This window comes from uncultured Pluralibacter sp. (genome assembly GCF_913775985.1).
Taxonomy (GTDB): domain Bacteria; phylum Pseudomonadota; class Gammaproteobacteria; order Enterobacterales; family Enterobacteriaceae; genus Pluralibacter.
Genome location: NZ_CAJYMB010000010.1, coordinates 92,193 through 111,052, shown reverse-complemented (window position 1 = coordinate 111,052; position 18,860 = coordinate 92,193). Strand labels below are relative to the sequence as shown.

The window sequence follows — 18,860 nt, the reverse complement described above, 5'->3', positions numbered from 1 at the left end:
GCTTATTCAAACATCGGCGGATAGAGGCCGTGCCGGCCGGGACGCGCGCCGCCGGCGGGATCGAACAGCAGGGTAAACAGCTGTCCGGTCAGATTGCCGCTGTGGACGTGGGTGTAGAGCGGATAGCCGTCGGCGCGGTTGGTCCACCAGAAGCTGGTCTGGCGCTGGGGATCGAAACAGTCGGCGGCCTGCTGCCAGCCGAGGGTGTTCTGCGCCGCGTCGTCGTAGCCGATCACGTCCAGAATTTCCGAGCGCTGCTCCGGCGGTGCCAGCTGCGGGGCCGGGATCGCCAGCAGCGCCTGGTCGAGCTGCTCTGCCGCAAAGCCGTTGCGCACCGCGTGCAGCAGAGTACGGCCGGTCTGCTCGTACCATCCGCCGGCCTGGGTGAGGATCTGCGGAGACCACTCCAGCGGGTTGCAGGCTATCTGCGCGCAGATAGGGTACTGGCGGCCCACCCGGTCGCGTCCGGGGATCAGGCAGCCCATCTGCACCATCTGGCCGCCGAGCATCGGCGGTACGATAAAATTCCACACCGGCGCGCTGCTGAATTCGCGCTCGCCGCTGCGCGCCTGCTCCTGTTGCCAGGTCTGCAGGCCAATCTGAAACCAGTGGGACCACTGCCGGACCAGCATGTCCGGGAAGCGGCGCTGTAAAAAATCACCGGTGCTGGGTAACTTGCCATACCAGCCAATCGCAGGGATCTGGGACATTCGGCTTTCCTTGCGGTTAAGGACATGAAAAACGAGGAAGCTGGAAAGGATTGCGGATGCTGTTTGGCGCAAACTCCAGCGTGACCTGATGGCCGTCGACGTTAAAGGTGGCCTGGCGGCTCAGGCTGCTGCTTCCCGGGGCGATACGCGCCTTATCAAAGAAGCGGTTGAGCGCCCACGCGCCGCTGGTGGTCAGCGTTGAGGTGGTGCCGTCCGCCAGCCCCAGCTGCATGCGCACCTGGCTGGTGCCGCCCGGCCCCGGCCAGCTCATCATCTGCACCGCCTGCGGGCCGTGGCTGTAGCGCAGCTGCTGCCCGTCCACGTCGAGGTTCAGGTTCAAAATGCGGTTATCCATGCTGAGGGTGCGCACGGTGACCTTGAATGCCGGCGCGGTGGCACCGTTAGCAAAGAACGCGTCGCGAATTGACTGCGCCTGCTGGAACGGGCGCAGAATCGCTTCGCTGCCGGGCAGGGTTTTGCCGTCAATGCCCGGCGTGAACCGCCAGCTGCGCTGGGTGGTGTCCACTTTGTTGGTCAAATTATCGCGGAAAAAGGCGTCCATCATGCCGGTGCCGGGGGCGAACATTCGCGCCAGATCGTCCGGCGTCACTTCGCTGCTGGCGCCCCGCACCAGCGGATAGCGCCCGGCGATGGCCTGCCGGCAGAAGCCGCCCACTTCCACATTCAGCCTCTTGCGGATGTTATTGAGATCCCGCTGCTGGGTATCGCTGCTGGCACCCACCGCCATCTTGCTGAACATGGTTTGCAGCCCGCCGGGCAGACGTCCGGCGCTGGCCTGCAGGCGGCTGATGGCATCGCCGCCCGGCGGCTGCATGCCGCTGTTGGCCGCATCCTGCACCGCGGTCAGGTAGCGGTACAGTTCGTCCACCTGCTTGAGAAAATCGTCAAAGACGATGGTTTTACCGCCCTTCTCCAGCGGCTGGGCCAGCTCGATAAGCGGGGCAAAGTGCTCGGTGACCTGCTGCTCCGGCGTCTGGGCGATGGCGGTGCCCTGCGGCGTTTTCTGCTCGCCGTTGCTGAACAGCGCCTCCAGCGTGCGGGTAGCGCGGTTGTCCGGCGCTTTCTCTTTTTCAGCACCGGAGCCCTGCGGCTCGGCGCGGGTCAGGGTCAGCACCTGGCTGAGGTTAACAACCAGCCTGCGCAGCGGCGAATTGCTGCCGGAGAGCAGCCGGGCGGTGTTGATCCGCGACGACAGATCGCCGCTGTTATTCAGCTGAATGTCCTGAATGTAGCTGTCCCAGCGGGTGGTGAAATCGCGCATATACAGCTGGCGCACTGCATTATCGGTTTGCTGCTTGTCTTCCTGTACGGTAGTCGTGCCCAGCACCCAGCTGTCGTCTTCGTGCAGGGCGGTGGTGACGCTGTCGATCTGCTTATTGAACACGTTCCAGTAGCCGTCCGGCGTATACAGGCCCGGCACACCGTCGCTCACCGGCTTGCCGCTTTTACGCGAGAACACCAGCTCGCTCTGCTGGCCGCCGAGGCTCGCCAGCGAGACCGGCTTAAGGGCGTCATCGTGCTCCAGCAGGCGCTTTAGCCGCCCGTACACTCGGGTCGACAGCGGCTGCTGGTTGATCAGCGCCCGCTCGCGGCTGATAAGCCCGTCGTCTTTGGCGTAGGGCGAGGACTGGATCTGCGGCTCCAGCAGCCGGGTCAGGTGCGTTTCCAGCTGGCGCAGCTGCGCCTGGGTCACGTCCTGCGGCAGGTTGCGCTGCAGATTGAGCATCACCCAGGAGGTGAGGAACTTGCCGTCATATTTTTTCGGCAGGTACAGCATCTGGTAGGCCTTCAGCGCCTCGTAGCTGTACTCCACGTCGCTGCCGTTGTCGTTGCGCAGCCAGGTAGTGATGCGCATCGCCACTTCCGGCAGCAGCATCTGCTGCAGCGCCTTCTGGTAGAGCGTTTGCGACGCGTCGCTCACATCGTAGCCGCGATACAGGCCCATCCGGCGGGTGACGGCCGGATCGTTGATGTCGAAATCGGCGCTTTTCGGCAGATCCTGCAGGCCGTTAAGCAGCGGCAGCATGCTGAACAGATCCCGTCCGGCGGGATCCTGCAGCGCCTTGCTCTGCTGTTCGACTTTCGGCACTTTGGCGTCCACTTCCTGCAGGTAGGCTTTGTTGTTGCCAAAGCTCACCAGCCACAGCCAGCCGAGGATCGCCAGCAGCAGCAGCAGCAGCGCGTAGCCGGACCAGATCACCGCCCGGCTGCGCAGCTCCCACCAGCGGTTCTGCCCGGCAATGCCCGCCTCCTGAAAGATGACGTTTTGCAGCAGGTTCTTGATGAAGTAGCTCTGTCCCTTGCCGCCGGGGATCGGCGCTTCTTTACTGACCGCATCCCAGCTATCGCCTTCGGCACCCTGGGGCAGCGACAGCGAGCGGTTCAGTTCGCCCATCACCCGGTCAAACGGCAGCCCTTCCTGCGTGCCGCTGGCGAAGTAGATGCCGCGCGGAGAGAATTCGGTTTCAAAATTGGAGCGGGCAAACACGGTGCTGAGGTAGTCCGCCAGCAGCGGGCGCAGCGCGGCAAACTCCTGTGGGAACAGCCAGGCATCGGCGCGGGTTTTGGCGTCGTGCTCCTGCAGCATAGTATCGCCCAGTCCGGCATCCAGCCGCTGCTGGAGCTGGGAGAACTCCTGCTGGAAGTTGCCCATCAGGTCAAAGCCGGCCTGTTTCGCCTGATCCCAGGGGAAGGTGAAACCCCAAATCTGGTCGCGCTGGGCCTTGTCGTAATCGGCAAACCAGGCGCGGAAGCCCTTCAGCAGATCCGCTTTGGTCACCAGCACGTATACCGGGAAGCGGATCCCGAGCTGCTCGTGCAGTTCAGAGAGGCGCTGGCGCAGGTTGACCGCCTGCTGGCGCGAGGCCTCTGGCGACTGGGTGAGCAGATCGGAAATGCTGATGGTCACCACCACGCCGTTAATCGGCTGGCGGCGGCGGTATTTGCGCAGCAGGGCGATAAATTTCAGCCACTCGCCGGCATCCTGTGCCTGCTCGCTCTCCTGGGTGGTGTAGCGCCCGGCGGTATCCAGCAGCACCGCCTCGTTGGTAAACCACCAGTCGCAGTTGCGGGTGCCGCCGATACCGCGCAGGGCGGTTTTGCCGAAGCGGTCCGCCAGCGGGAACTGCAGCCCGGAGTTCGCCAGCGCGGTGGTTTTACCGGAGCCGGAGGCGCCGATGATCACGTACCACGGCAGCTGGTAGAGGTACTGGGTGCTGAAGCGCTGAGTCCACGCGCTGCTGCCCGCCTTGTTGAAGTGGGCTTTTTTCAGGACCTGGGCCGCTTCGTCAAAGCGCTCGGACAGCACCTGGTCTTCGCTGTTCAGGCGATGCTGCGGGCCGCCCTCTTTACCGGCCTCGCCCTTCTCCTGCTTTTGCAGGTTGTCCATCAGCTTGCGGTTGAGCCAGGCATTGTAGAGCCGCGGCAGGATGTGGCTCTGGGCCCAGAACAGGTACACCACGGCGATGGTGATGACGCGGTTTTGCGTCGACTCCAGCGGCCGGGTATCAACGATGGAGAGCAGCGGGCCGATCATCCAGATAACGGCGGCTACCGCCGTAGCGCCCATGAAGCCCCAGAGTATGCGGTTGGTGAGTATCGAAAGCAGAGTCGTCAGCATCCTTAATTTCCTTGTGGCAATCCGTTCAGCTCGGCCTGGGTATTATCAGGCGACACCAGCAGCGTAATTTCCACACGGCGGTTTCGGGCACGGTTCTCAGGCGTTGTATTTGGCGCAATGGGATCGACTTCGCCCCGCCCTTCCGCTTTCACGCGGGCGGGCTGGGTCAGGTGCTTTTGCAGCTGCTTCTGCACCGAGCGGGCGCGCTCCAGCGACAGCTCGTAGTTGGAGGCAAAGCGCGCGCTGCGGATAGGCACGTTGTCGCTGTAGCCGACGACGAGGATCCGCCCGCTGACGTTGTTCATCGCCTGGGCGATACGGTCAATGACCGCGCCGTAGCGGTCGCGCACCACCGTCGAGGCGGAGGCGAACAGGCCGTCGCCCTTGAGGATAACCACGCTGCGGTCGGCTTCATCGCGCACCGCCACCAGCCCCTCGTCGATTTCCGGGCGCAGGAAGCCGCGCAGGTTCAGCACCGCGGGCGGTTTTTCCGCCGGCTGCTGCACTGCCGCTTCAGGCAGCTGGGTCTGGTAGATTTTTGCCAGCACCGGGCTGGTGCTGTCGCCGAGGCACCAGTTGAGCACGATGTAGAACAGACAGGCGATAAAGCCCGCCAGCGCCGCGCAGGCCCACAGCGGCACCACCGGCCGCCACAGCTTGCGCAGTACCGGGCGATCTTCACCGTGGGGCGACAGCGGCGGCGCATAGCTGCCGCGCACGCCGTAAATCATCTGGCGCAGGCGCTGCTTGATGGTTTCAAGCTGGGTGCGGCCGTTGTCCATCACCCGGTAGCGGCCTTCAAAACCGAGCAGCAGACAGTAGTTAATCAGCTCCAGCAGGTTGATGTGCTCGCGGGGGTTCTGCGACAGGCGTGCCAGCAGCTGAAAGAATTTCTCGCCGCCCCAGGTTTCGTTATGGAAGGTCACCAGCAGACCGTTACCGGACCAGATGCCGCCGCCGCCCCACGGCGTCAGGGCCGCCGCTTCGTCCAGCGCCGTGCACAGGCAGTAGCGCGCGCCAACAATCACCTCGTACGCCAGCCCCGACTGCTGGCAGCGCACTTCAAAACGGCGGATTTCATCGATCAGCTTTTGCCGCAGACCCGGGCGATCGTCATGAGAAACCGAGTGCCGTATCTGCGAAATGGCGTTGAGCAGCGGGGTTGCCGCTGCCACCAGGGGATTGTTGCCGCGGGTATTTGCCTCGGCGGGAATACCGGAGGCCTGTTGTTCCTGCATAATGAGCGCTCGCTTTGTTATTCTGCCGGGCTACGAATGGCCCAAAATTCCATATTAAGACCGGGAAACTCGCCCGCCAGATGCAGTGCAAAGGCGCCTGATTTTTCCATTTCCCCCCACAGCTCGCTGCCCTTCTCCAGCTCGAAATAGTTATAGCCGGCGTGCCACGGAATTTGCGGCGGCGCGGCGGGCATCGCCCTGAGCACCATGCCCGGCAGCTGAAGCTGGACCAGATCGCGAATTTTGGTCACCGGCGCAATCTTCATCTGCGCCGGGAAGTGGGTCAGCAGAATTTCGCCCGGCACGCTGGCTTTCACCGCCAGCACGAAGCCGAAGTCGCGCACCATGCTGGTGTCCGGCACGGTGGCAATATTCAAACCGTGAGAGCGTTCGGTGAGCGGCAGCTGGATAGCGCTGTCTTCCATCACCAGCGACAGTCCCTGGCGCAGCATCAGCATCAGCTTGCCGAAGCAGCCCGCCAGATCGTCGTGGTTGTACAGCGGCAGCGTCGCGTCCGGCGCGCGCTGGGCGCTCCAGGTAGCCAGCTCGCAGGCAAACGGCAGCCAGCTGCTCCACAGCGCTTCGGGGTGAATCAGCGGCAGTTTTTTCAGGTGTGACGCGTGGCCGAGATGGCGGTTAATCAGCGACAGCAGGGTAAACTCAATCAGCTCGGAGGTGTTAAAGCGCCCCGGCTGGCGCAGACGACCGGCAATCTGCTGACTGCGCTGCAGCAGCAGGGCATGGAGATCGTTGACCATCTTGAAAAGCTGGACCTGATTGTTGGCGTTAAGCGTCGGCGGGATGTAGCTGGTGTCGAGCTGAACGAGGTTGTCGTTGCGCTTTTCCACCACGAAGGCCACGCCAACGGCGGTCCACTCGGCGGTAAGGTCTTTTTCCAGCATCAGCGTAAGCCGCGGGCGGGCAAACTGCACCGTCGCTTCGCCTACCGCGAGGGCGTTGTCGTCCTCAACCTCGCGCTCAAAGGCGATATAGCGCGCCAGCGAGTCGCGCTCTTCGTTGAAGATCACCTCTTCGCGGCCGCCGCGCCGGGCCGGCAGGGCCAGAACCACTTTTTCGTTGCTGGTGTTGTCCGGGATCGCCAGCGGCGCGGGGCCCTGTCGGGCATCGGAGAAGTGAAAGAAGGTGCCGTCCGGCAGCAGGCCGCTGGCGTAGTTCAGAGCAATGCAGCCCTGGTGCAGCATCGTGTCGTCAAGTTCAACATCCAGAAAGCCCCACAGGTACGAGCGCTGCATGTTGCCCCACTCGCGAAGCTGGTGCTGCAGGTGGCTTTCCGCCCGCTGGAAGTGGTGCGGGCGCAAAAACATGCCTTCGGTCCAGACCACCTTATCTGCTTTATTCATGCTGATTCCCTGTAGATCGCGCCTCAGTGCGTCAGGACGCGGATCCCGTTTACGTCAAGAAAGAGGTTTGCCTGGAGCTCGTCCGATGAGCGTTTCCAGAATTTCCAGAACGGCGCGTCCTCGCCGTTGGGAAGCGGCAGAGAGATACGCCACTTTTTGCCGTCCAGCGACTGGTACTCCGCCATCACGCCGATGTAGCGCGCTTCGGGCGAGCTGGCGCCGCTCAGGTCTTTCGCGAGCTGGCCGGGCATGAGGAAGAACTCATCGCTGTTGAGCAGGTTGCCGCCGAGCACCTTCTGCGCCTGATTCTGTAAAGAGTAGAAGTCAGAAGCCATAAATTCCGCATCGGATTTAAGCAGCATCACGCGGACTTTCAGGGGTGCTGAATTGTTTATCTGTGGGTGAGCTTGAAAATGAAGTTTGTATCGGGAAGGGTCACTGTGAGAGGCCGAACCACAGCCGCTGACCAACGTAGCCAAAATCAAATAAAACGCCAGAAGGCTCTGGCGTAAAAAAGAGTGTTTATTCATACGGTTTCATCCGCAGGACCTGGGATCAGTTCAGGATCCAGGTACCGCTATTGCCGTTCTGACAGGCTTTAGTGTTTCCATCTACGCTGACGCAGGTTGCCGCTTTCTTACGAACTACTTTTTTAGCGCGGCGGGACTGGTCGCGGACGGTCTTGTCGTACAGCTCGCTTTTCACCACGGCGTTAGCGGGCGCGTAGCCGATAAGCTGCTCTTCACCGTCGTCGGCAAGGGCTATCCAGCCGCCATCCACTTTGCCAAGCGCGGTGTAGCTTTGACCGGTCTGCAGTTCGCTCAGCGGCTTGCCGCCATAACCCGGCTGGTTCATCACCGATGCGCTGTACAGCGCGCGGTAGGTCTGATTAATTGGCGCAAACTCGGTAGGCGGTTTAACGATGTGCCGGTGCGTCAGGGTGACACCATCCACCTGCGAGGTCTCAATCGTGTCGTCGGTAATTTTAGGCTTTGGCGCCTGGCAACCCACCAGGCCAACCGTAATGGCGGCTGCCAGCAACATTTTCATTTTCATCTTATATTCCATTGGTTTTTATTACAGAAAGCTGCGCGCTCGCGATGCTGACGGTTATTCCCGGAGCAAAATAAGGGTTTATTACAGGAACCATTAATTATCACGCAAGAGACATAGCTACCGCACGAGCTTCTCCAAATAGAAGCCCGGTGTAATTACAAATTTTTAACCTTATGAGAAAGATTTTACAGAACGAATGTACCAATTCAACATGACAAAGAGAGGATGCGCCCAAAATTATAAAATAACGCGAATATTTAGGAGTAATCTCACGCTGGGGAAATTTAACTTAGGGAAATAAATTATGCGTTCGATTACCGGATAATAAGGGATTATCTCATCTCAGACAGGTCGTATATATTACGCGAAAAAGTAATTACACCGATAAATTACAGGTCTTTTTCCTACCCGGTTATAGGCTGTTTCCTGGTATTTTTAATTGTTAAGCAGGGATTAACAATTACCGTTAACACCGGCATTCTTTTAAAACTTTTAGATATATATAAGTTAAGTTATGGAATAACGATTCCGCCACCAGACCGCCATGCCGATCCCCTGCCGCCAGCGCCGCTGCAGCGAGGGGGAGATGCTCGCCCGAGCCCCGGCTGGCGCAGGTTTAGCCTTCAAGCCAACAGGCTCCCTTACGTGGCCGCATGCCGTATTAACCTCCGTATTAACGCACCTTATTAACACTGACGCGTAGTTTTAACCTCGCGCCGCCAGCGTCTCAATTTGCTTCATGTATTGCCGCTGACGTTATCCTGCTTCTGCTTGAGGAAAAATTTATTTTCTTCATATTTTAGTACGTTACCGGCGTTGTTCTGCCGCATTTCCGCGTTCCTGCCAGAATTGTTGTACTGTCCCTGCATCGCTCAACAACAATAATAGTTCCGCGCTAATCGAGGCTCGGCAGCACATCACTCCACAAAATATATCTGCAATATATCCTGGCCCCAATCAAAAGTCAGAAAATTCATTTCCGCCTGCCTGCGCCAGGCGCCGCGCGTGAATAAATAGTTTATGCACTCTTTTAAGCCACTGGCGTAATTACGATATCGCTTTAATTTTACCGGTAACAAACTAAATAATGCCCGCAGCCGTTAGCAACGGGCGCTGTTTAATTAATCGCCGCCATCAGATTTTGAGGATGAGCTGAATCGTTTCTAAGCCATTTTTGATCGGAAAATAATCCGAAAAGCCCTCGTTATATTTCTCAATCCTGCCTCCGCGCTGCGCGTTACCGATAGCGACATAAGACGCGCTTAATAGTTTCGCCCCGCACCGGCCTGCACAGCCCCTGCGGGGGCATAAAAAAACCCTGCCGGAGCAGGGTTTCTTGAGCGGGGTTAGCGCGGGGATCAGAACGGGATATCGTCGTCAAAATCCATCGGCGGTTCGTTAGACTGCGCCGGCGCAGAAGACTGCGGCTGCTGCTGCGGACGGGACTGGGACTGGCCACCGCCGCTGAACTGGTTGCCGCCCTGCGGCTGCTGCGGCTGGCCCCAGCCGCCCTGCTGCTGTCCGCCCTGCTGCTGACCGCCGCCCTGACGGCCGCCGAGCATCTGCATCACGCCGTTCATGCCCACCACGATTTCAGTGGAGTAGCGGTCGTTACCGCTCTGGTCCTGCCATTTGCGGGTGCGCAGCTGGCCTTCGATGTACACCTGTGAACCTTTACGCAGGTATTCGCCGGCCACTTCCGCCAGCTTGCCAAACAGCACCACGGTGTGCCATTCGGTCACTTCTTTCATTTCGCCGGACGCTTTGTCACGCCAGGATTCGGAGGTGGCGATACGAATGTTCGTCACGGCCCCACCGCTTGGCATATAGCGGACTTCCGGGTCCTGACCCAGATTACCGACGAGAATTACCTTGTTAATGCCTCTGCTGGCCATGATCGAGTCTCCTGAAGGGGTTTCTTTAAAGTTTAACGCGGGATTGTAGCATTACCAGCGCGCCCTTTGATAGTTTGCGAGGACGATTCCGAACAACATCTGCGGCAGGATGCGGATGCGGTGCGGCCTGTGCCGGGGATCGCAGCACTGTATATTCATTCAGGTAAATTTGTGTCATAATTAGCCGTTTCCGCCGTTTGTCCTGCCATCTATACACGGCATCATCGCGGTTGCCGAAGCCATTCAGCGCAGCCGATGCACAGGCAGTCTGAAAAATGCCGTGTATAATCAGACATTCCGCGTCCGAGTCTCTACCGGGAAAGGTGAATGGATAAGATCGAAGTTCGGGGCGCACGCACCCACAATCTCAAAAATATCAACCTCGTCATCCCCCGCGACAAACTTATCGTTGTCACCGGGCTGTCGGGTTCGGGTAAATCCTCTCTGGCGTTCGACACGCTGTATGCCGAAGGGCAGCGCCGCTATGTTGAGTCGCTCTCCGCCTACGCGCGGCAGTTCCTGTCGCTGATGGAGAAGCCGGACGTCGATCATATTGAAGGGCTGTCCCCGGCGATTTCTATCGAGCAGAAATCGACGTCGCACAACCCGCGCTCCACCGTCGGCACCATTACTGAAATTCATGACTACCTGCGCCTGCTGTACGCCCGCGTCGGCGAGCCGCGCTGCCCGGATCACGACGTGCCGCTGGCGGCGCAAACCGTCAGCCAGATGGTGGATAACGTGCTCTCCCAGCCGGAAGGCAAGCGCCTGATGCTGCTGGCGCCGATCATTAAAGAGCGCAAAGGCGAGCACACCAAAACGCTGGAAAACCTGGCAAGCCAGGGCTATATCCGCGCCCGCATCGACGGCGAGGTGTGCGACCTGTCGGATCCGCCGAAGCTGGAGCTGCAGAAGAAGCACACTATAGAAGTGGTTATCGACCGCTTCAAAGTACGCGACGATCTCTCTCAGCGCCTGGCGGAATCGTTCGAAACCGCGCTGGAACTCTCCGGCGGTACCGCCGTAGTGGCGGACATGGACGATCCGAAAGCGGAAGAGCTGCTGTTCTCCGCCAACTTTGCCTGCCCGATCTGCGGCTACAGCATGCGCGAGCTTGAGCCGCGCATGTTCTCGTTCAACAACCCGGCGGGCGCCTGCCCGACCTGCGACGGGCTGGGCGTACAGCAGTATTTCGATCCGGATCGCGTAATTCAGAATCCGGAGCTGTCCCTGGCCGGCGGCGCGATCCGCGGCTGGGATCGCCGCAACTTCTACTATTTCCAGATGCTCCGATCGCTGGCGGAACACTATAAGTTCGACGTTGAGGCGCCCTGGGGCAGCCTGAGCGACAAAGTGCAGAAAGTGGTACTGAACGGCTCCGGAAAAGAGTCTATCGAATTTAAATACATCAACGATCGCGGCGATACCTCCGTGCGCCGCCACCCGTTTGAAGGCGTGCTGCATAACATGGAGCGCCGCTACAAAGAAACCGAATCAAACGCGGTACGCGAAGAGCTGGCGAAGTTTATCAGCAACCGCCCGTGCGCCAGCTGCGGTGGTACCCGCCTCAACCGCGAGGCGCGCCACGTCTTTGTGGAAGACACTGCCCTGCCGACTATTTCGGACATGAGCATCGGCCACGCAATGGATTTCTTCAATAACATGAAGCTCTCCGGCCAGCGGGCCAAAATCGCGGACAAGGTGCTGAAAGAGATCGGCGATCGCCTGAAGTTTCTGGTTAATGTCGGCCTGAACTACCTGAGCCTTTCCCGCTCGGCGGAAACCCTCTCCGGCGGCGAGGCCCAGCGCATCCGTCTGGCAAGCCAGATCGGTGCCGGGCTGGTGGGCGTGATGTACGTGCTGGACGAGCCGTCAATTGGCCTGCACCAGCGCGATAACGAACGCCTGCTGGGCACCCTTATCCACCTGCGCAATCTCGGCAACACGGTGATCGTGGTCGAGCACGACGAAGATGCGATTCGCGCGGCGGATCACGTGATTGATATCGGCCCCGGCGCAGGGGTTCACGGCGGTAACGTGGTAGCGGAAGGCCCGCTGGACGCCATTATGGCGGTACCGGAGTCTCTCACCGGCCAGTTTATGAGCGGCAAGCGCAAAATCGAAGTGCCCAAGCAGCGGGTGCCCGCCGATCCGGAAAAAGTACTTAAGCTTACCGGCGCGCGCGGCAACAACCTGAAAGACGTCACCCTGACGCTGCCGGTGGGCCTGCTTACCTGCATCACCGGCGTGTCCGGCTCCGGTAAATCGACCCTGATTAACGATACGCTGTTCCCGCTGGCCCAGCGCCAGCTCAACGGCGCCACCATTGCCGAACCTGCGCCGTACCGCGACATCAGCGGGCTGGAGCACTTCGACAAGGTTATCGACATCGACCAAAGCCCGATTGGCCGCACCCCGCGCTCGAACCCGGCAACCTACACCGGCGTCTTTACGCCGGTGCGCGAGCTGTTCGCCGGCGTGCCGGAATCACGCGCCCGCGGCTACACGCCGGGCCGCTTCAGCTTTAACGTGCGCGGCGGCCGCTGCGAAGCCTGCCAGGGCGACGGCGTTATCAAAGTAGAGATGCACTTTCTGCCGGATATCTATGTTCCCTGCGACCAGTGCAAAGGCAAGCGCTACAACCGCGAAACGCTGGAGATTAAGTACAAGGGCAAGACTATCCACGAAGTGCTGGATATGACCATCGAAGAGGCGCGCGAGTTCTTTGACGCGGTGCCGGCGCTGGCGCGCAAGCTGCAGACCCTGATAGACGTAGGTCTGACCTACATCCGCCTTGGCCAGTCGGCGACCACGCTCTCCGGCGGTGAAGCGCAGCGCGTGAAGCTGGCGCGTGAGCTCTCCAAGCGCGGCACCGGCCAGACGCTGTATATCCTCGATGAGCCGACTACCGGCCTGCACTTTGCCGATATTCAGCAGCTGCTGCAGGTGCTGCACCAGCTGCGGGACCAGGGCAATACCATCGCGGTTATCGAGCACAACCTTGACGTGATCAAAACCGCCGACTGGATTGTCGATCTCGGCCCGGAAGGCGGCAGCGGCGGCGGCGAGATCCTGGTCGCCGGCACGCCGGAAACCGTGGCCGAGTGCGAAGCCTCGCACACGGCGCGCTTCCTGAAGCCGCTGCTGGGATAATCAGGCGGAAAGCTGCTGCCGGACGGCCTCCGGCAGCAGCGACAGTGCCTGCTGATAGGACGCATCCACTAAGTAATAAATCTGCGAGTCCGGCAGCGAGCCGTCGAGATAGACCGTGCTCCAGCACGCTTTATTGAGGTGTCGGCTGGGCCGGACATCGCTGTGCTGCTGGCGCAGCAGATCTGCCAGCGCCGGCGTGGTTTTTAGCGACGCCGCCGGGCGCCCCTCCACCTCTTTCACCATCGCAAACAGCACGTCGGCCACTTTAATCTGCGTCGCTTTCCAGTCGCTGTGGACGCTCTGCTCCGCGCCGGGCTTGGCCATACAGTACTGCAAGATTTCCGAATTGGTCATTGTTACTCCCCCTGAAGCGTCGCGACGATGCGCCGCGAGCCGCCGTGTATTCGATGCTCCCCCAGCCAGATGCCCTGCCAGGTGCCGAGCAGCACCCGGCCCTTCTGCACCGGCAGCGTCAGCGAAACGCCGATTGCCGAGGATTTGATGTGCGCGGGCATGTCGTCCGGCCCTTCGTAATCGTGCTCGTAGCGCGCGCTCTCAGGTACTGCCCGCAGAAAGTGCTGCTCCATATCCTGGCGCACGGTGGGATCGCAGTTTTCATTCAGCGTGAGAGAAGCGGAGGTGTGCTGGAGAAGCAGATGCAAAAGGCCGACGTTGAGCGAGGCTATCTCGCGGATCTGGCCGAGAATGTCGTCAGTGACAAGATGAAAGCCGCGGGGTTTCGCGGAAAGAATAACGGTTTGCTGATGCCACATCGGCTGCTCCTGGTACGAAAGATGACGTACTAAGTGTGCAGCAAGTTGGCAGAAAGGGAAAATTGCCGAGTGTAAATAAACGGCAGCGCGGGCGCTGCCGTTCACCGGATCAGTATTCTGAGTTGACGATCACTTCTTCGCCGAAGCTGCCGGCGTTGGGCAGCGGCCGGTAGGTGGAGTTCGATGCGCGAAGCACGCGGATGCCGCGCGCGCCAGCTTCCCGCGCGGCGGTGATATCGTTATCGGAATCGCCGTAGAACACCTTGATGTTCTTCTCGCGCAGCCACTGCACTTTGGTGTTCTGTCCGGCCTTCTCCCCGGCGAAGATCACCGGGTTCATGTTGACGCCGGGGATTAGAAAATCGTCCTGCAGGGTTTTGGAGACTGTTTCCGTTTTGGTCTGGGTTCTGCCGGTGACGAAGTAGATGCTGTCTCCGCGCTTAACGTGCATCGCTATCAGCGCCCGGCCCACTTCTTTCGGGATGCTGAACGCGTCCCAGCCGTTGTTCATTTTTTCCCAGAAGTCAGGATTGGTCAGGTAGCCTGCGCCCCAGGTTTTTTGCCCGCGCCAGAAGCCGGGGCTGGAGAACAGCACCGTATCGTCGATATCAAATCCGACCGCCATCGGCGCGCGGCCCAGCAGGCTGTTTTCAATCTGGGCGACAGAGACCCAGTGTACCGGTGCCTGTTCAGCGAGTTTCGCCACGCTGGTGCCCGGATAGAGCGGCTCAGGGGACGACGTTAACGCGCTGGCAGGGCCAGTAAGCGACAGAAGCAGGCAGGCGGCGCTGAGCGCCAGAGTATGGATGCGCATAAGTCTCAGAATGTTCCGGTAATGAAAAGTTTCAGAATAACGGTATATAGAGGAGACCTTAACGGCTCGTGACAATGAAGAAAAGGAATAAATAGCTTAAAGGTCATAGAAAAGGGTGATGATCACACTCTTCCCGGTTCGCGTTTACAGCGGGATAACATACGCTGCCCGTCCGGCGGGGCAGCGTATGTGAGTAAATGCTTACATCACTGCCGCAAAGGCTTTTGCCACGCGCTGAACGTTATTGGCGTTAAGTCCGGCGACGCACATGCGGCCGCTGGCAATCAGGTAGACGCCAAACTCCTCGCGCAGACGATCGACCTGCGCCGCGCTCAGGCCGGTGTAGCTGAACATACCGCGCTGCTTGAGCAGATAGTCGAAGTTGCCGTCCGGCATTTCTTGCTTCAGCACCTCGACCAGCGCCTGGCGCATGGACAGGATACGGGTGCGCATGGTTTCCACTTCCGCCAGCCAGCGGGCTTTCAGGGCGTCGCTGTTCAGCACCTCGGAAACCACCTGCGCGCCGAAGCTCGGTGGGCTGGAGTAGATGCGGCGCACGGTGGCTTTCAGCTGCCCCAGCACGCGGCCCGCGGCTTCGGTGCTTTCGCAGACCACCGACAGGCCGCCGACGCGCTCGCCGTACAGAGAGAAAATTTTCGAGAACGAGTTGCTGACCAGCATCTGCAGGCCCGCATCGGCGATAGCGCGGATCGCGTAGGCGTCCTCTTCAATGCCGGCGCCAAAGCCCTGGTAGGCAATGTCGAGGAACGGGATCAGGTTGCGGGCTTTAAGCACTGCGGTAACGGCATCCCACTGAGCAGGCGTCAGATCTGCGCCGGTAGGGTTGTGGCAGCACGGGTGCAGCAGCACGATGTCTTTTTCCGGCAGCGTATTCAGCTTGTCGAGCAGCGCCTCAAAGCGCACGCCGTTGGTGTCGCTGTCAAACCAGGGGTAAGTACCCACTTCGAAGCCAGCGCCTTCAAAGATGGCGATGTGGTTTTCCCAGGTCGGGTCGCTGACCCACACTTTCGACTGCGGGAAGTAGTGTTTCAGGAAATCGGCGCCGACTTTCAGCGCACCGGAGCCGCCGAGAGTCTGGACGGTGGCAATACGCTGTTCCTGGAGCGCCGGATGGCCCGCGCCAAACAGCAGCGGCGCCACGCTGCTGCGATAGCTGCTGAGCCCCTCCATCGGCAGATATAGCGACGCGCCGTGCGGCCGGGCGTTGAGCAGCGTCTCTGCCTCGGCAACCGCCTGCAGCCGTGGAATAACCCCGTCTGCGCCGTAGTACAAGCCGATGCTGAGGTTAACTTTATCGCTGCGCGGGTCTTCTTTGAATTTTTCCATCAGGGAGAGGATGGGATCGCCGGCGTAGGCGTCGACATGTTGAAACACGCGGTGGTACTCCTGAAATGTGGGAAGCGGTATTCACCACAATAAACCGGATTGGGAGGGAGATCGAGCGGGGATGTTAACGATGTTATTCACTTCCCCGCCGATGTTGCGGGGAAGTGAGCGCGGGAGATCAGTCGAGGTATTCCATCGCCACCCGCGAGGTCAGGCGCGTGATAAGTTCGTAAGCGCTAACTTTGGTGATTTCCGCAATGCGCTCTACCGGCAGCCCTTTGCCCCACATGATCACCGGGTCCCCCGCTTTATCCCGGGACTCCGGGCCGAGATCGACGCAAATCATGTCCATCGCCACGCGGCCAACAATCGGCACTTCCCGGCCGTTGACCCGCACCGGCGTACCGGAGGGCGCGGCGCGCGGATAGCCGTCGCCGTAGCCCATTGCCACCACCCCGAGGCGGGTATCCCGCTCGCTCACCCAGGTGCCGCCGTAGCCCACCGGCTCACCGGCTTTGTGCTCGCGCACGGCGATCAGGCTGGAGGTCAGGGACATCACCGGCTGCATCCCCAGCTCGTTGCCCCAGGGATGCTGCTCCAGCGGCGAAACGCCGTACAGCACGATCCCCGGGCGCACCCAGTCGAAGTGCGACTGCGGGAACAGGATAATCCCGCCGGAAGCGGCAATGGAGCGCAGGCCGGGCTTGCCTTCGGTGAAGGTGGTGAAGATGTCGAGCTGCTGCTCGGTAGCGCCGCACTCGGGCTCGTCCGCCCGGGCGAAGTGGCTGACCACGTTAACCGGCTGACGAACGTTTTTACACCGGCACAGGCGCTGGTAGAAGGCTTCCGCCTCTTCCGGGCGCACGCCGAGACGGTGCATCCCGGTATCAAGCTTCATCCACACCGTCACCTGCTCCGGCAGGTTAGCTGTTTCCAGCGCTTCAAGCTGTTCGAGGTTATGCACCGCCGTTTGCAGGCCCTGCACGGCAATTACCGGCAGGTCTTCAGCGTTGAAAAAACCTTCCAGCAGCAGGATAGGCTGAACGATCCCGCCCGCCCGCAGGCGCAGCGCCTCTTCCAGGCGGGCAACGCCGAAGGCGTCAGCATCGGGGAGCGTTCGCGCGGTCTCCAGCAGACCGTGTCCATAGGCGTTTGCTTTCACAACCGCAACAATTTTGCTGGCGGGTGCCAGCTCGCGGATCCGCTGCAGGTTGTGTCGCAGAGCGCGGCGGTCAATAACAACAGTTGCCGCTTGCATGAGTGTTCCTTAAAAAAAGAGTATCTCCGAAATCATTTGCGCTGCAGGAAGGCGGCAAGTCCGCGCATCCCCGGGAGCTTAGTCAACTAAGTGACCGGGGTAAGCGGACGCAGCCAACGCACCTGCGGCGTAAAGGATGAAGGAGATTTATTCGTCGTCGTATTGCGGGCCCGCGTAATTATCAAAACGCGACCACTGTCCGTTAAAGGTCAGACGCACCGTGCCGATGGGGCCGTTACGCTGCTTACCAATAATAATTTCCGCGATCCCTTTCAGGTCGCTGTTCTCGTGATACACCTCATCACGATAGATAAACATGATTAAGTCGGCGTCCTGCTCGATAGAGCCCGATTCACGCAGGTCCGAGTTCACCGGACGCTTGTCGGCGCGCTGCTCCAGGGAGCGGTTAAGCTGTGAGAGCGCCACCACCGGTACCTGCAGCTCTTTCGCCAGCGCCTTCAGCGAGCGGGAAATTTCGGCAATCTCCAGCGTACGGTTATCGGAGAGCGACGGCACCCGCATCAGCTGCAGGTAGTCGATCATGATAAGGCCGATACCGCCGTGCTCGCGGGCGATGCGGCGGGCGCGGGAGCGCACTTCCGTCGGGGTCAAACCGGAGGAGTCGTCGATATAGATATTTCGCTTCTCCAGCAGAATACCCATTGTGCCGGAGATGCGCGCCCAGTCTTCGTCGTCGAGCTGTCCGGTACGGATGCGGGTCTGATCCACCCTGGACAGGGAGGCCAGGGAACGCATCATGATCTGCTCGGAGGGCATTTCAAGACTGAAGATTAAAACCGGCTTATCCTGCAACATCGCCGCGTTTTCGACGAGGTTCATCGCAAAAGTCGTTTTACCCATCGACGGACGCGCGGCGACAATAATCAAATCCGACGGCTGCAGACCGGCGGTTTTCTTGTTCAGATCGTCATAGCCAGTATTAACGCCGGTGACGCCGTCGTGCGGCTGCTGAAACAGCTGCTCGATACGCGCCACGGTGGCGTCGAGCACGTCGGCGATATTTTTCGGCCCTTCGTCTTTGTTGGCGCGGCTTTCGGCGATTTTAAACACCCGGGACTCAGCCAGATCCAGCAGATCCTCGCTGGTGCGCCCCTGGGGATCGAAACCGGCTTCGGCGATTTCGTTGGCTACCGAAATCATCTCGCGCACTACCGCGCGCTCGCGCACGATATCGGCGTAGGCGGTGATGTTCGCCGCGCTCGGGGTATTTTTTGACAGCTCAGCCAGGTAGGCGAAGCCGCCAACGCTGTCGAGCTGCCCCTGCCGTTCAAGGGATTCCGCGAGAGTGATCAGGTCGATAGGACTGCCCGACTCCTGCAGGCGCGCCATTTCCGTGAAGATGTGGCGGTGCGGGCGGGTATAGAAATCGTCAGAGACCACGCGCTCGGCGACATCGTCCCAGCGCTCGTTGTCCAGCATTAAACCGCCCAACACCGACTGTTCCGCTTCGATTGAATGCGGCGGTACTTTCAGCCCGTCGACCTGAAAATCGCGATCGCGTGGCTCAGCCTGCTGTTTGTTGAAGGGTTTATTTCCTGCCATAGTGAATGGAACTTACCGCGCTAAAGAGTGGGTCGAAAGATTACCACATTCA

At 60.1% G+C, this 18,860-nt stretch carries 14 protein-coding genes; 1 reads left to right on the top strand and 13 read right to left on the bottom strand.

Annotation, left to right across the window (positions count from 1 at the left end):
- Nucleotides 1-2: 2 nt before the first annotated feature.
- The 7 genes from tagF to ssb1 all read right to left on the bottom strand — a co-directional run bounded on the left by tagF (nt 3) and on the right by ssb1 (nt 9,900).
- The gene (tagF, locus tag QZ766_RS01120; protein ID WP_297196356.1) at nt 3-710 is read right to left on the bottom strand and encodes a type VI secretion system-associated protein TagF; all 708 of its coding nucleotides are present in this window, start codon (nt 708-710) and stop codon (nt 3-5) included.
- A 16-nt stretch (nt 711-726) separates the two neighbouring features.
- Nucleotides 727-4,350 (bottom strand): type VI secretion system membrane subunit TssM, encoded by a 3,624-nt coding sequence (tssM, locus tag QZ766_RS01115; protein WP_297196354.1) that lies wholly within the window; start codon nt 4,348-4,350, stop codon nt 727-729.
- 2 nt (nt 4,351-4,352) lie between these two features.
- Entirely contained in the window at nt 4,353-5,588 is a 1,236-nt protein-coding gene (locus QZ766_RS01110) for a DotU family type VI secretion system protein (protein WP_297196352.1), read from the bottom strand.
- Between the two features lie 17 nt (nt 5,589-5,605).
- The gene (tssK, locus tag QZ766_RS01105; protein ID WP_297196350.1) at nt 5,606-6,949 is read right to left on the bottom strand and encodes a type VI secretion system baseplate subunit TssK; all 1,344 of its coding nucleotides are present in this window, start codon (nt 6,947-6,949) and stop codon (nt 5,606-5,608) included.
- A gap of 23 nt (nt 6,950-6,972) precedes the next feature.
- Nucleotides 6,973-7,479, bottom strand: coding sequence for a type VI secretion system lipoprotein TssJ (gene tssJ, locus QZ766_RS01100; protein ID WP_297196348.1), 507 nt, complete (start codon nt 7,477-7,479; stop codon nt 6,973-6,975).
- A gap of 25 nt (nt 7,480-7,504) precedes the next feature.
- On the bottom strand, nt 7,505-8,005 hold the full coding sequence (locus tag QZ766_RS01095; RefSeq protein WP_297196346.1) for an SH3 domain-containing protein: 501 nt from the start codon (nt 8,003-8,005) through the stop codon (nt 7,505-7,507).
- 1,358 nt (nt 8,006-9,363) lie between these two features.
- Nucleotides 9,364-9,900, bottom strand: coding sequence for a single-stranded DNA-binding protein SSB1 (gene ssb1 / locus QZ766_RS01090; protein WP_297196344.1), 537 nt, complete (start codon nt 9,898-9,900; stop codon nt 9,364-9,366).
- Between the two features lie 327 nt (nt 9,901-10,227).
- On the opposite strand from ssb1, the gene uvrA reads away from it, so the two are divergent.
- A complete protein-coding gene (gene uvrA / locus QZ766_RS01085) occupies nt 10,228-13,053 on the top strand; it encodes an excinuclease ABC subunit UvrA (RefSeq protein ID WP_297196342.1) in 2,826 nt (941 codons plus the stop codon).
- Here uvrA and QZ766_RS01080 read toward each other — a convergent pair whose 3' ends face one another.
- The 6 genes from QZ766_RS01080 to dnaB all read right to left on the bottom strand — a co-directional run bounded on the left by QZ766_RS01080 (nt 13,054) and on the right by dnaB (nt 18,808).
- Entirely contained in the window at nt 13,054-13,407 is a 354-nt protein-coding gene (locus tag QZ766_RS01080; protein WP_297196340.1) for an MmcQ/YjbR family DNA-binding protein, read from the bottom strand. It abuts the gene before it with no gap.
- Between the two features lie 2 nt (nt 13,408-13,409).
- Nucleotides 13,410-13,826: a secondary thiamine-phosphate synthase enzyme YjbQ gene (locus tag QZ766_RS01075; RefSeq protein WP_297196338.1), complete on the bottom strand. Its 417-nt coding sequence runs from the start codon at nt 13,824-13,826 to the stop codon at nt 13,410-13,412.
- Between the two features lie 109 nt (nt 13,827-13,935).
- Nucleotides 13,936-14,640: an acid phosphatase AphA gene (aphA, locus tag QZ766_RS01070; RefSeq protein ID WP_297196336.1), complete on the bottom strand. Its 705-nt coding sequence runs from the start codon at nt 14,638-14,640 to the stop codon at nt 13,936-13,938.
- Nucleotides 14,641-14,841: 201 nt separating this feature from the next.
- Complete coding sequence (locus QZ766_RS01065) at nt 14,842-16,035, bottom strand: amino acid aminotransferase (protein WP_297196334.1); 1,194 nt, start codon at nt 16,033-16,035, stop codon at nt 14,842-14,844.
- A gap of 130 nt (nt 16,036-16,165) precedes the next feature.
- Complete coding sequence (alr, locus tag QZ766_RS01060; protein WP_297196332.1) at nt 16,166-17,245, bottom strand: alanine racemase; 1,080 nt, start codon at nt 17,243-17,245, stop codon at nt 16,166-16,168.
- Between the two features lie 147 nt (nt 17,246-17,392).
- Nucleotides 17,393-18,808, bottom strand: a complete 1,416-nt coding sequence (gene dnaB, locus QZ766_RS01055) for a replicative DNA helicase (RefSeq protein WP_297196329.1) — start codon at nt 18,806-18,808, stop codon at nt 17,393-17,395.
- Between the last annotated feature and the right edge of the window lie 52 nt (nt 18,809-18,860).

Excerpts from the sequence above, each read along its gene's own strand:
- tagF (WP_297196356.1), bottom strand. The coding sequence starts at position 710 with ATGTCCCAGATCCCTGCGATTGGCTGGTATGGCAAGTTACCCAGCACC.
- tssM (WP_297196354.1), bottom strand. The coding sequence starts at position 4,350 with ATGCTGACGACTCTGCTTTCGATACTCACCAACCGCATACTCTGGGGC.
- QZ766_RS01110 (WP_297196352.1), bottom strand. The coding sequence starts at position 5,588 with ATGCAGGAACAACAGGCCTCCGGTATTCCCGCCGAGGCAAATACCCGC.
- tssK (WP_297196350.1), bottom strand. The coding sequence starts at position 6,949 with ATGAATAAAGCAGATAAGGTGGTCTGGACCGAAGGCATGTTTTTGCGC.
- tssJ (WP_297196348.1), bottom strand. The coding sequence starts at position 7,479 with ATGAATAAACACTCTTTTTTACGCCAGAGCCTTCTGGCGTTTTATTTG.
- QZ766_RS01095 (WP_297196346.1), bottom strand. The coding sequence starts at position 8,005 with ATGAAAATGAAAATGTTGCTGGCAGCCGCCATTACGGTTGGCCTGGTG.
- ssb1 (WP_297196344.1), bottom strand. The coding sequence starts at position 9,900 with ATGGCCAGCAGAGGCATTAACAAGGTAATTCTCGTCGGTAATCTGGGT.
- uvrA (WP_297196342.1), top strand. The coding sequence starts at position 10,228 with ATGGATAAGATCGAAGTTCGGGGCGCACGCACCCACAATCTCAAAAAT.
- QZ766_RS01080 (WP_297196340.1), bottom strand. The coding sequence starts at position 13,407 with ATGACCAATTCGGAAATCTTGCAGTACTGTATGGCCAAGCCCGGCGCG.
- QZ766_RS01075 (WP_297196338.1), bottom strand. The coding sequence starts at position 13,826 with ATGTGGCATCAGCAAACCGTTATTCTTTCCGCGAAACCCCGCGGCTTT.
- aphA (WP_297196336.1), bottom strand. The coding sequence starts at position 14,640 with ATGCGCATCCATACTCTGGCGCTCAGCGCCGCCTGCCTGCTTCTGTCG.
- alr (WP_297196332.1), bottom strand. The coding sequence starts at position 17,245 with ATGCAAGCGGCAACTGTTGTTATTGACCGCCGCGCTCTGCGACACAAC.
- dnaB (WP_297196329.1), bottom strand. The coding sequence starts at position 18,808 with ATGGCAGGAAATAAACCCTTCAACAAACAGCAGGCTGAGCCACGCGAT.